This is a genomic window from Kitasatospora sp. NPDC057904, from assembly GCF_042887925.1.
Lineage (GTDB): Bacteria > Actinomycetota > Actinomycetes > Streptomycetales > Streptomycetaceae > Kitasatospora.
The window spans coordinates 934,721-948,366 of sequence record NZ_JBHVOL010000001.1 but is presented as its reverse complement, the minus strand read 5'-3'; the positions used below and the strand labels follow the sequence as shown (position 1 = coordinate 948,366).

Sequence of the window (13,646 nt, the reverse complement as noted above, 5' to 3'; positions counted from 1 at the left end):
CCGATGGCCGTCTCCCCGTTCGCGCAGCAGATCGAAGAGGCCATGGAGACCCTGCGCGTGCAGCAGGCCAAGATCGAGGAGGCCACCCGCAAGCTCCAGGCCGAAACGGTCTCCGTCACCTCCAAGGACCGGATGATCACGGCCGTCCTCGGCGCGCAGGGCGAGGTGGTGTCGCTGACCTTCCACACCACCGCCTACCGCTCCATGGCCCCGGCCCAGTTGAGCGCGGCCCTGACCGACGTGCTCAACCGGGCCCGGGCGGACATGGGCGCCAAGGTGACGGAGTCCCTGGGCACCTTCGAAGGGCTCGGCGAGATGCTGCGCACCTCGATGACCGGCGGCACCGAACTCGACGAACTGCTGGCCCCGCTCCAGGCGATGCGCCCGGGCCCCGGCGCCGGCGCCCGGCGCGAGCGGCAGGAGGAGTTCCGTGGGTGAGTTCAAGGCCACGGCCGAACTGGGCGGCTCGTTCGCCCAGTTGGGGTCGATGACGACCCTGCTCGACCAGATGAACCGCCGGATCGGGCAGATCGACAAGTACAACAAGAACTCGGCCGGCCACGACGAGATCGGCAAGAGCTACCACGAGACGGTCGACGGGCCGACCAAGAACCTCATCGAGCTGATGGACCAGGTCGGCCAGGTCGTCCAGAAGCTCAGTGAGAACGGCGGGCACGCCGCCAAGCTCTTCACCAAGACGGACGACGACCTGTCCACGACCGTCAAGTAAGGCCTCCCGGACGCCCCGCGGCGCCTCCGGCGACCCGGACGCACTTCGTACCCCTCAGGAGTCCCCCGCCATGTCGATCGAGATCCCGGTCGGGCTCGCGAACCTCTTCCACGGTCTGACCGGCATGGCGTGGCCGGAGGCCAAGGAGGACGACCTGCGCAAGGCCGGGGACTACTACCTGCTGGTGGGCAAGAACATGCCGCAGCTGGAGGACTACGTCCGGCAGGCGGCCGCGTACTGCACGGACAACATCGCGGGCCAGGCCGGTACGGAACTCGCCGCGGCGGCGGGCGCGCTGGTCGGCGCGGGCGGCAAGGACAACGCCCTCGACCTGGCCGGCAAGCAGTGCACCCAGCTCGGCCAGGTCGCGCACGACACCGCCAACCAGGTCGAGTACGCCAAGTGGATGACGATCGCCCAGCTCATCCAGCTGGCCCTGGAGATCGCCTGGGCGATCGCCGCGAGCCCGTTCACCGGCGGGGCGTCCCTCGGCACGATCGTGGCCGCCCGGGCGGTGGCCGAGGGCGTGATCCGCAAGATCCTCGCCTGGCTGATCGACCGGATCGTGATGCACACCGTCGTGAGCATCACGGGCGGTCTGGTGATGGACACGATCATCCAGCTCATCCAGATCGGGCGCGGCGACAAGACCGAGTGGGACTCCAAGTCCACGCTCCAGGCGGTCGAGTTCGGCGCCCTCAACGGCATCGTGGGCGGCCCGCTGGCCCTGCTCGGCGGCGGGCTGACCAAGCTCTTCCGGGGCGTGATCGGCAAGAGCCTGGGCAAGGAGGCCGGCCGCGTCCTCGGCGGCGACCTCGCCAGGATCTCCAACGGGCTCGCCAAGGACGGCCTGGCCGGCGTCCTGTCCAAGGACGCGGCCCGGACGATCGGGGAGACGGCGGCGAAGGACCTCGCGAAGGGCGCCGGGAAGACCCTGGCCAACGAGGCCGGGCGCAGCGCGGCGGACGCGGCCGCGCGGGACGCGGCGCGGAGCGCCGAGCACGCCCTCGCCAACGAGGCCGCCCACGCCGTCGCCAACGAGGCCGCCCACGCCGCGGCGGGAGCGGCCGCCCGGGACGGCGAGAAGTGGCTCGCCAGGGAGTCCGCCGAGGCCTTCGGCAACGACCTGGCGCAGACCATCGGCCGCTACTCCCACGAGATCGGCAACGCCTTCGCGGGTGGCCTGCGCGAGCTCGGCAAGGACGCGGTGGCCCGGTTCGAGAAGGACGTCGCGCAGGTCTTCTCGCAGCACTTCGGCAGCGTCCTCGGCAAGGAGGAGGCCACCCAGCTCGGCAGGGACTTCGCCCACGCGATGGCGGTGAGCGGCGGGCGCGGCGCGGCCGAGCACGAGGCGCTGCGCACCGCGATGCGGGACGCGCTGGGGTCGCGCGGGCTGAGCTCGGAGGGCGTCGACCACCTGGTCGAGCAGGTGCCCGGCTTGCTCGACCAGGTGGGCGGCAACACCAGGCTGTTCAGGATGGGCGTCGCCGTCGGCGGCTACCTCGGCGCCGGCGTGCAGAACGGCCTCACCGAAGGCTTCTACAACCTCACCTTCGGGCCCGACCACTCCTTCTCCGTCACGTGGGAGAGCTTCGTCTCCGGCATGGCCATGGGCTTCGTCGGCCACATGGGCCACAAGGGCGTCGCCCCGCTCGCGGAGCACTACGGGAAGTGGGTGAGCAAGAAGCTGGCCGATCCGAACGACACGGGCCCGGGGGTCCAGTACCTGCCGTGGAACCACCCGCTCACCATCCTCTCGGCGGTGGCGAACCTGACCGGCCGGTCCGCCCCGTTCCCGGTGCCGCGGCCGAAGCCGCTGACGGGCGGGCCCGAGCACGTGGGCGGGGCCGCGCACCCGGAGGTCCCGAAGGCGGGGAGCACGTCGACGGTCGGGGGCAAGGCGTCGTCGTCCTCCTCGTCGACCTCGTCCTCGTCGTCGTCCCGGTCGTCGTCGGAGAAGGCTCCGACCGCGCCGGTGCCCGACTCGGTGAAGGTCCAGGGCGGCGCGGAGCACCAGCAGCCGTCCGAACACGAGACCGGCGGGCAGCAGGGGGCGGTCAAGACCTCGTCGGAGGGCGGCAGTTCGCCGTCCGCACCGCCGTCGAGCGAGCGCGAGGCGCCGGCGCACGCCGCGACGGCGGGCGGGGAGCCGGGGCAGGTCGCCCCGCCGACGCGGGTCGCGACGTCGGGGTCCGTGGCGCCCGAGGCACCGAGGCCCGTGGCGCCCGAGGCACCGAGGAACGTCGACGTCCCCGTCCTGCCGGTCGTCGAGGCGGCCCCGGACGCCACGCCGCCCCACGCCGCCACCGCGGCCGGTCGCCACCTTCCCGACGGGGGCGGCTGGCTCCTCCACGACACGGGCGCCGGGGCGCCGCGCTTCCCGGCGGACCTCGGGAGCGTCCTCGGTCGTGCGGCGGAGGACGGCACCCGGTTCCCCGTCGTCGTGCACGTCGGCGAGAACGGCCGGCCCGTGCTGGACGGCCGGGAGATCCCGCCGGAGCGGATGGCCGACCTCCTCCGCCGGCGGGAGGCCGACGGGGAGTGGGAACCCGCCGCCCAGACCGTCGAGTTCCTCGGCTACGGCGACCGGCGCGCCGTCGACCCGCAGTACGTCCAGCACGTCGTCGACGACCTCGCCCGCTCGCCCCGGTTCGCGGACGCCCAGGCGCGGACGGGCGGGAACGGCACCGGGCCCGTGTTCCGCAGCGCCGAATCCGGCGAGCGCGCACGGGTGTTCGACGAGTCCTCGCCCGACCGGCGCACCTTCGGCGACCTCCTGCGCACGTCCTCCGACGGCGACGGTCCGACCGCCGCCGAGCACCCGCTGCTGCCCGATCCCGCACGGCTGCACGAACTCACCGCCGCCGAACGGGCGGAGGCGCTGCGCAACCTGCCGGACGAGCGGCGCCGGGAGCTGGCGCGCGACGCGGCCGTGATCGAGAGCCTGAAGAAGCTCGGCGACACCCGGGAGTTCGCGGAGGCCGCCGCACACCTGATGGTCGACTCCGGCCCCCGGGCCGGCGGGTCCGGGCCCGCGCACCGGGAGGCCGTCGAGCAGGTCGCCCGGATGCTGCGCAACCGTCACGTCGCCGTGAAGCTGCTGGAGGCGGGCCACCGGGTGGGCGCCGTGCCCGGCGGGCACCCGACGACGACCCACGACGTCGCCCACGCGGTCCTCGACGTGCTGCCGACCCGGGACCGGGCGATCATCAGGGAGGCCTACCGGACCCGGACGGAGGGCGGGGAGCAGGGGGCCGGTGCGGGGCAGCGGACGGGCGACGACGTATCCCGGGGCGAGCACGAGTACTTCGCCCGCGTCACCGAGGGCTACCTCGGCACCGACGGCGGGCCCGACCGGGTGCGGCGGAACGAGCCGCCGGAGGTGTCCGCTCTGCTGAAGCGCCTCTACGGCAAGGATCCGGTGCACCCGAACGACGGCACCGGCCCGCACCTGGCGCCGTCCTCCCCGACCGAGCAGGGCGGGCAGCCGCACCAGGTCGCCGCTCCGGGCCAGGGCGACGGGCCGACGACCTTCGTGGCGCCGCGACTCACGAGCGGAGTCAGCGACCTCATCGGTGGTCTCGGCACGGACGATCGACCGGGCAACTCCGCCTTCGAGAACGTCACGAGGAACGTCGGGGCCGTGCCGAAGCTGTCCGAGGCGGACTACCTGGCGTTCCTCAAGCCCGGTGAACCCGATGCCCTCCCCCCTCTTCGACCGCTGGGCTTCGTGGTCAGCGCCATGACGAGCTACAAGAGCGCCGGCGAGATCAGGACCGTGATCGAGCGGATCATGGAAGGCTCGCACGGCATGGACCGCCGGGTGGCCTTCGTCATCGGCCTGAACGCCCCGAAGGGCGAGGAGGCGGCCCTCGCCGCCGCCGCCCGGGAGGCCAGGAACATCGCGGCGACCATGGGCGTGCCGGTGGCCGTCGTGAAGTCGACGTTCTCGTGGCTCAAGGTCAAGGGGGAGGAGGTCTTCCCCTACGGCGAGATGCGCAACGCGCTCCTCGACAGCGCGCCGACCCACCAGCTGATCAAGGCCATGATGGACAGCGACCTGCATCCGTACCTCGCGGTGCAGGACTACGACATGGGCTCCCGCAAGGTGCCGTCGGGCAAGCACGTCTTCAACTTCGTCGAGGACACGCTGCACCGGCCGCAGCCGCACCCCGACCACTCGCCCACGGGCACGGGCGAGCAGACGGACCACCGGTTCGACCTCGACGACGACGCCCTCGACCCCAGCCGCCCGCTGGCCTTCGTCGGCGGGTACCGGATGCCCACCGAACAGGCGGACCTGGACCGGCTCGTCGCCGATGTGGAAGGGAGGTTCACCAGGAGCGGGAAGCAACTCCCGGCGCAGTGGCTGGACGCCCGAGGCCGGGCGGAGATCCTGGAGCAGGTGAGGCTCGCCGTCGAGACGGACATGCTGGAGCGCGACTGGCAGGCCTCGTACGCCCCGCTGCTGCCCTACGCGCCGGAACCCAACCTGATGGTCGACGGGCCGGCGGTCCTGCTGGCCGACGGGACCGGCACCCAGGCCCTGAAGTGGGGCCCGGGCCGGGCGGAGTTCGAGGAACTCGGGCGCGGGCTCAACCGGATCAACGCCTGGGAGCTCGACCGGTACTACCGGAACGAGCTGGAGGGCAAGCCGGAGACCGTGGCCGTGCCGAACAGCACGCGGTCCACGAAGACCTCCACGCCCCTGGGCCAGGGGCGGGACGAGATCGTCGAGAGGGTACGTGCCGACGCGTCCAACAACCGTCTCCCGAACCGCGGTGAGGCCTTCCGTACCGACTTCCGGGGCGGTGCCACGGTCACCGACCTGTCCCGGCTCGTCGTGGACCACCTGGAGAAGCTGGCCGCGTACAAGGGCAAGGGCGCGGGGCCGAAGATGGCGCTGGGGCAGTCGCACGTCGGCCTCGCGACCCCGTCCGCGCGTCTGAACAGCAAGGACTTCCGCCTGGGCGACGGCGATCCGAACTCCTCCGCCAGGTCGGCCCGGCACACCATCGGACTCGGGCCCTACCGGGAGGACTACGGGAAGAACCTCGCCGACCGGTTCCGGAGCGAGGACCGGCTCAACCGGTCGCACCGGGAGCCGGCCGGGGACCGGAACGCGATGGTCCCGGTGGACCCCGCGAGCTACAAGACGACCGAGGCGTGGCAGAAGGAGATGGTCAGGACGCGGGTCGGCCGCGACTGGCTGCTGGCCGGACAACCGGGCCCGGACGGCAGCGCGATGCCGCCGCACCTGATCCCGAGGGACGGCCTGGGCAGGCCCGAGTTCGGGCCGGGCGGGCTGACCAAGAACGTGCTGAGCCACTCGACGTCGGCCCCGCTGGACCCGCGAGGGCCGTTCGCCGGCATCAAGGCGGGCATCCAGGACGAGCACAAACTGCCGACCGCCCAGGCGCTGGCCCTGTCGACGGCCGCCATCCGCCTCGGGCGCCGCCTCGCCGACCTGCGGTTCAACCCCGAGCCGGGGCGCACGGCACCGCGCGCCGAGGACGCCGCCGGGCCCTGGAGGATGCCGACGGAGCCGGTGCTGCGCGAGTACGGCGGGCTCTACCGGGCCTTCGGGCACCTCCGGGCGGAGAACCGGCCCGGCGGTGCCGCGGGGCAGCCCGCCGGTGCTCCCGGGGAACTGCGGGCTGCCGTCGAGGAGGTGCGGAAGGAGGTCTTCGACTGGATGCTGAAGCCCGCGAACCTCGAACGGGTCACCACCTACGCCCGGGAGAAGGGCGTGAACCTGGACGACCTGTACCTGACGATCGAGCACGGTGAGGACCGGACCGGTCCGACGGGTGACGTGCTCCCGAAGATCCTCGCGTCGATCCGGAAGGCGAAGCTGGACTTCGGCACCGGGGAGCCCGTGCTGCCCTTCAAGGGAAACCCCAAGAAGGTGATCAGGGTGGACGGGCCCGGGGACGGTGACACCGCGATGGACATCGATCACGCGACGGACACCGGTACCGCGATGCACACCAGTACCGCGATGCACACCGATACCGCGATGCACACCGATACCGCGATGGACATCGACAACCCGGCGCCGGAGGGGGCGCCGGAGCCGGGCCCCGCCGTCCCGGGCGGCGCGCCGGCGCCCGTGCGGTCCGTCCACGAGCTGGAGCTCCTCGCGCCGGAGGCCCGGCGTGAGCTCGCGCGCGACGCACAGTACGTCAGGGGCCTTCGCGAGAGCCTGGAGCCGGAGGACTTCGCCGAGGCGGCGGCCCGGCTGATCGTGGACGTCGACCCCCGTACCCACCAGCCCGTCGCGGCGCGGTACGCGGCGTACGAGCAGGTCGCGCGCATGCTGCGGGATCCGAAGGTCGCGGAACGGCTCCTCACGCAGGAGGTCCGGGTGGTCATCGTTCCGAGGGACGTGCCGATCACCGAGGTGGCGGGCCTGGAGCACCTGAACGACCTCCCCGAGGTCGACGGCCGGCCCTGGCGGACCGTCCGGGGCGTGCAGTCCAGGAAGATCGTGGTCGTGACGGAGGAGAACCTCCTCGGTGCGACGACGACGCTCGGACGGGCCTCGACCCATCCCGAGGGCTACTCCACGACCACCCACGAACTCGCCCACGCCATCCACAAGTTCGGCCTGACGGGCGACGAGCACGCGCTCGTCAGGGAGGCCTACCGCGGCAAGCGCCAGGCGGACGGGCTGACCGACCTGTTCGGCGAGGAGCCCGTCGCGGCGTGGCCCGACGGCGGGCGACGCAATGCCGCCGACGAGCTGGTCGGCAACTACTCCTCGGCCGACGAGTACGAGTACTTCGCCCAGCTGAGCAACGCCTACCTCGGCACCAACCACGGGAACGACCCGAGCACCCGGTCGGCCCGCAACAACGGCGCCGACTGGGTCCGGCGCAACGACCCGGAACTGCTGCCCCTGCTGGAGCGCCTGTACGGCCCCGACCCGCAGGCCGGCCACCCCGCCCCGGCCAACCCGGTCAGCCGCACCCGTGCCGAGGAGGAACTGTACGGAGGCTTCCGGGAGTTCATGCGCACGGCGACCGGCGAGCCGCACCCCGAACCGGAGGGGCCGAGCCACCCCGTCTCGGAAGCCGACCTGATCGAACTCGCCCTCAACCCCGCCGCCGCCACGGCCCACGGAGCTCACGAAGCCCACGGTGTCCTCCTGTCGCCGGAGGGGGAGGAGCCGAAGCCCGTCGTCCTGACCGACGAGGAAGTGCTCAGGCCCCTGGTCAACGAGATCCTCCCGGGCCCGCACCCGGGCATGACCTTCGCCGTCGGGCACCTGCGCCTGGAGGGGCAGGACAAGGCCGGGAACCCCTACGTGTGGACGTCGAAGCGGACCAACAACGGCGCGAAGCAGTTCCCCGAGCTCAATGACCGGACCCGACTCGACGAGCTGAAGGCGCAGTCCTGGCCCGAGGACGAGAGGGCGATCAAGCAGGGGAAGGGTTACCAGAGCGCGGAGAAGTGGCGGGCCGAAAAGGTGGCCACCGTGCTCCGCGAGGCGGCCGCTCAGCACAAGGCCGCGTCCACCGGACTGACGGAGGCGGTCGCCGGGTACAAGTCCGCGTTCACGGCTCTGGACACCTGGGTCACGAAGCCCGCTGAAAGGGAGGCGGCCGGAGAGCACTTGGCCGCGGTCGCCAGGAAGATCGACGATGCGGTCGCGCTGGCCGCCACCGCACGGGAGAGGACCACGGAGGACGAAGGGGGCAGGCCGAGGGATCCGCGCGAGTTCTGGAACAAGATCGAGCTGGCGGAGACCCGCCATGGCGAGGCGGTCGAGCTCCACCGGCAGGTCGTGGACATCCAGGAGAGGGTGAAGGCCGCCAAGACCCGGAACGAACCGCGGGAGACGATGGCGGAGTTGCACAAGCGGGCGGCGGACCTCCACAAGCAGGCCTTCGAGAAGTTGAAGGAGTACGCGCGGGCCGAGGACGAGGTGGCCGCCGAACTCCGGAAGCCCGCTGCCGACCACTCCTTCGGCTACCAGCGGAAGGACGCCGAGGTCACCCTGCTGAACGCGGCGTACCGGCAGCTGGAGAGCTGGGGTTTCAAGGAGAAGAACCAGGTGTCCGGGACGTTCACCGTCTTCTCCACCAAGGGGACCTGCGAGAGCTGCAAGGACGTCGTCCGCGACCTCAACCAGGCGTACCCCGGGATCCGGGTGGTGGCCGCCTATCCGAAGGACGACGGCAAGGTGCCGCCGAGCCGGGAACTCACGTTCGGGGGCGCGAAGATCAACGTCGCCATCCCGTACGGGTACGAGCACGTCGACGGGACGTTCGACGTCACCGTCACGGACGACCGGGGGAGGAAGCAGCGCCACCAGATCGCGTACAAGACCGTCGCGCCCGTCGCTCGCCCGAGCGACGCGGCGACGACCGCCGGGGCGGAGTCGCAGAAGCCGGAGGCGGGGGCGCCCGAGTCGTCGTCGCAGCCCGTGAAGCCGCAGGCGAAGGGCGCGTGGGGCAAGCCGGCGCCGCAGTCGTTCGGGCAGCGCGAGTATTCGGGCCCCGACGCCGAGCACCCCATCGCCGACCGTCCCGGCAGCGCCGACGCGCCGTTCTGGCCGGCGGGCGAGGCACCGGACCCGGCCACCGCCGACGCCCTGGCCCACTTCCCGCACGACCCTGCCGTCCGGCTGGTCGCCCTGCACACCAAGGACGCCCAGTTGCCGCTGAGCCCCCGCCGGCTCGCCGACCGGCTGGTCGAGTGGCACCGGAGCGGCGGTTGGGACGGCCGGACGACCCTGCGGTTCGTCGCCTGCGACCTGGCCTCGCAGGGCGGCCACACCCAGGTCGCCGAGGTCCTGGCGCACCTGGCCGAGCACGGGCTCACCCCGGAGATCCACGCGGCCACCGGCCCGGTCTGGTTCGTGCCGGACCACGGGAACCCGGACGGGCCCGGACACCTGCTCGTGGCCGCCGACGTCGGCATCGACGCGCACGGCCGTCCCGTCGTGGTGCCCGGGGGGCACTGGGTCGGCCACCGCCTCGGCGAGGACGGCACGGTCGTCCGCACCGAGCTGCCGGCCGGGGACCTCCCGTCGGGGTACCACCCGGCGGAGCACCTGGCCGGCCCGGGTGAGCACCACCTGCGGCCGATGGAGGACACGGCACGGTTCGGCGGTCCGGGCGGCCAGGAGGAGAGTTCGTCCTCGGGCGGGCATCGCGAGCAGCCGGAGAACGGCAACCTGGTGAGCGTCGATTCCGACGGCTTCTGTCTCCTGCGGGCGGTGGCCACCAGCGATCCGCGCGGCGTGGCAGGGCTGTTGACCGACCACGGGCTCCACACGCTCGAGGAGCACGAGGCCCTCCGCAGGGTGGTCGAACAGTACCTCGCAGCTCGGGATCCGCAGGGTCTGCCGAACGAGATCACTCACGCTTACCGCGTCCTGAGGGGAGATCCGGCCGCTCACCTCACCCGGGACGACTACGCGGGACTGGTGGACGCCGTCGCCAACTGGCGGACCCACTGGGCGACCGCCGAAGGAGAGATGTTCGCGCCGCTGGTGGCGCACGCGCTGGGCATCCGGTTGCGGATCGTCACCCCGGAAGGCCGGCAGGCTCCCGTGGAGTTCGGCGACCCCGCCCACCGCCAGGTCACGGTGTTCTACTCCAGCAGCCGCAGCCACTACGACGCGAGCGACCTGCTCCACCGTCCCGAGGCGCCGGAGCGTGCCCAGGGGCTGGTGACCCAGCTCGAAACGGGCCCGGACGGGAGGATCTCCAACGTCACGGTCGTCGGCCGCCCGCCCTCCCCGTACAGCGGCACGATGGGTGACCACTCCACGGCCTTCGCCGTGCAGGTCGCGGCTCTGACCAGAAGGCTGCGGGCCCACAGCCCCGCGGACGCGGTGACCGGGCTCGCCAGCCTGATCGGGGCGGTGCGTGAGCTGCCCGGCGCGCGGTTGACCGACCACCTCCCGCCCGAGCACCGGCGGAGGCTCGAGGAGGCCGAGCGCGAACTCCGCGATCTGCACTACCTGCTGACCCGGGTGAGGAATCCGGAGTTCGGTACCTCGCTGCTGCAGCAGTTCGCGGACGCCTACCTGCACTACCGCGAGCTGATCCCGCTCACCACGATCAACGTGCGGGAGGTCAGCCCGGCCACGGCGGGCAAGGGCAAGGCCGAGGCCGGTCCCGTACGGCTGCTGGCCGACTTCGAGGACCGTGCCGTCAACCGGACGCAGGCGGATCTGCAGGACGCGGTCCTCGACCTGTTCGACACACAGGCGGCGGCCTGGGCGGTGGCCGAACCCGATCCGCACACGCTGGGCAGGATCGCCCCGGGCATGCCGGACTCCGCCGGCTTGGAGCAGCGGATGAACGAACTCGTCCAACAGCACCTCCGGTCGGTCGAACTGGCCTTCCCGGATGCCTTCGTCGCGGCGTGGGGCCACGGCGATGAGGGCCGTGAGCGGGCGGCCGTGCAGTTGGCGATGCGGATCCGGCCGGCGGTCCGGCAACTGGCCGACAAGTACGTGCAGGAGGCGAAACGGATCATGGGCCTCCGCGAGGGTCGCTTGGAGCGGCTGACCAGCAGCCTCACCACGAAGAAGGAGCGCGCGGAGATCCCCGTTCTCAGGAAGGAGATCACCGACCTCGGCAATCTGGTCGGGCAGTTCGAGCAGATGCAGCTGGACGAGCCGATGACCGCGGGCGCCGCGCCCGGTCCGTCGTCGGGTCCGGCCGCCGCGGAGCACTCCGGGACGCCGGCTTCCACCGATCACAGCAGTGAACCGGACGAGGACGCCCTGCTGGAGGAGGAGCGGGCACGGTCTCCGCTCGCCACGCAGGCCGTTCTCGGACCGGACGGCGTGATCCGGCAGGTGCTCCTCGCGGGCCGCAGCCCGTCCCCGTTCTCGGGCACGATGGGCGCGCACACCACCTCCTGGGTGGTCCACCAGGACGTGATCCGCCAGGCCGTCACCGGGGAGGGGATCCCCCAGGCCATGCTGAACCTGGCGCGGGTCGCCCGGCACGCCGAGCGGCAGGAGAACGAGCGCGTCGGGGCCATCCCGATCGAGCCCTACCACCGGGAGAGGCTGAACACGGCTCGTTCGGAGCTCGCCGTGCTGGTGAATGACACCGAGAACGGACGCGCCGAGACGTCCCCGCAGGCTCTTCAGCGGTTCGTCAACAGCCTGCTCACCTACACCAACTACATACCCGGAGCCACCTTCGAGGCGGCCGTCCCGGACGGCCGCCGTGAGGCCCACCACCGCGCGATGCTGCGGGGCGGGGCCAGGAACGCGGGCGAGCTGGCGAGTGCGGTGATCGGTCTGCTCGACCTGCACGACGTGCCGGACGGCATCGCGCTCGTCATCGCCGGGCACCACATCGAGCTGATCAGGGAGGCCTACCCCGGGGTCTACGAGGCAGCCGGACTGGGGGACGCGGCGGCACTGCTCCGGCGAGTGCGGGCGGCCGAGCGGGCCCGGGAGGACCGTGGCTAATACCCGGGGGTCCCACGCCCGTGCCCCGGCCGTGTCGATCGGCCGGGGCACGGGACGGGCATCGCGGCGCTCAGCCGCCCAGGGCGCGCAGGGAGTGGTAGAGGCCGCAGGCCTGGAGGGCCAGCGGGAGGAGGGCGAGGGCGGTCAGGGTGTGGAGGAGGTCGGCGATGCGGCCCCAGTAGGGCAGGAGGCGGCGGCCGGGGACGGTCCAGGCGGCGACCAGGAGGGCGGCGGTCAGGGCCACCAGGGCGCCGAGGAGGGCGAGGCGTTCCGAGGGGGAGGCGCCCGTGGTGAACCGGGTGAGCAGCACGGCGCCGCCGTACACGCCGGGCAGCAGGAGGACGAGGCGCTGGCGGATGCTGCCGATGGCGCGGGCGTGGAGGACGAGGAGCAGCGCGAGCGCCCCGGCCTCGGCCGGGCCGGCCCAGCCGCCCGTGAACGGCAGGACGGTGAGACAGACCGCGCAGACGGTGCCGATCGCGGTGTAGAGCGCCATCAGGTAGTCGTCGGCGACGAGCGCGCGGGGGAGGACGGCCGTGGCCGGGACGGGATCGATGTTCTCCTGGAGTTCCTCGGCGTTGCGCGGCAGCATCGGCAGCCGCAGGCCGGAGAGCCGGAACGCCACGGACGGCACGAAGGAGCCGACCAGGACGGCGAACACCGAGACGAGGGCGACGAGTTGGTCCGCGGCGAGGCCGAGCAGGAGCAGGGCCCCGGCCAGCACGCCGAGCGCGGCGACCAGCACCAGGCCGATGAACAGCGGCGCCGCGGCCCCCACCGCCGCCAGCGACAGCACGGCCGCGCCCGCCGCGGCGGAGGAGGCCGCGAGCACCCGGGCCCCGAGCAGGTCGTCGCCGCCCGGCCCGGCGGGCAGCAGCAGGGCGGCGAGCCCCAGGTACGGGACGGCGGCGGCGCCGAGCGCGGTGCCCGCGCCCGCGTCCGCCATCGCGCGGGAGGCGCTGGCCGCGCCGAGCAGCAGGAGCACGGCGACGCCCGCCGCCGCGGCCTCCCGCGGGGCGGCCGGGCCCGGGAGGGCCAGCACGATCCAGCCGGCCGCGAGGGCGGCCAGGGCGAGCGCGAGGGCGAGGCGGCGGGTGAGGGCCGGGCGCCAGGTGTCGCCGCGCTCGTGCATGCCGGTGGCGACGCCGTCGACCAGGTCGTCGAAGTGCACCGGGGGCAGGGCCTCGTGGCGGGGGCGCAGGTAGAGCGCGTCGCCGTCGTGGAGCGCCAGCGCCTCGACGCTCCGCTCCTCGTCCAGCGGCTCCTCGCCGAGCCGCTGGAGCACCCAGCCGCCGTGCTCCAGGCCGCTCTCGGCGAGGCCGGGGCCGGCGTGGCCGATGATCGCGGGGAGCAGGTCGGCCAGGGGGACGTCGGCCGGGACGGCGAGTTCGAAGACCGCCTCCGGCGCGTGGAACCTCAATCGGCACAGTCCTGCGACGGCGCTGGTGCTCACGCCTCTCCTCGGGG

Annotated in this window: 4 protein-coding genes; 3 read left to right on the top strand and 1 reads right to left on the bottom strand. The window is 73.0% G+C overall.

The features are described from left to right. Positions 1-3: 3 nt before the first annotated feature. From ACFVSN_RS04385 to ACFVSN_RS04375, 3 genes are all read left to right on the top strand, one after another. Positions 4-438, top strand: coding sequence for a YbaB/EbfC family nucleoid-associated protein (locus ACFVSN_RS04385; protein ID WP_380441775.1), 435 nt, complete (start codon positions 4-6; stop codon positions 436-438). After that, on the top strand, positions 431-730 hold the full coding sequence (locus ACFVSN_RS04380; protein WP_380441773.1) for a hypothetical protein: 300 nt from the start codon (positions 431-433) through the stop codon (positions 728-730). The genes ACFVSN_RS04385 and ACFVSN_RS04380 overlap by 8 nt, the downstream gene beginning before the upstream one ends. 70 nt (positions 731-800) lie before the next feature. Beyond that, positions 801-12,179: a hypothetical protein gene (locus tag ACFVSN_RS04375; RefSeq protein ID WP_387600050.1), complete on the top strand. Its 11,379-nt coding sequence runs from the start codon at positions 801-803 to the stop codon at positions 12,177-12,179. A gap of 70 nt (positions 12,180-12,249) precedes the next feature. On the opposite strand, the gene eccD is transcribed toward ACFVSN_RS04375, so the two are convergent. After that, on the bottom strand, positions 12,250-13,632 hold the full coding sequence (gene eccD / locus ACFVSN_RS04370) for a type VII secretion integral membrane protein EccD (protein WP_380508800.1): 1,383 nt from the start codon (positions 13,630-13,632) through the stop codon (positions 12,250-12,252). Positions 13,633-13,646 lie beyond the last annotated feature (14 nt).

Bases quoted from the DNA above. Each gene is read 5' to 3' on its own strand.
- ACFVSN_RS04375 (WP_387600050.1), top strand. From the start codon at position 801: ATGTCGATCGAGATCCCGGTCGGGCTCGCGAACCTCTTCCACGGTCTG.
- ACFVSN_RS04385 (WP_380441775.1), top strand. From the start codon at position 4: ATGGCCGTCTCCCCGTTCGCGCAGCAGATCGAAGAGGCCATGGAGACC.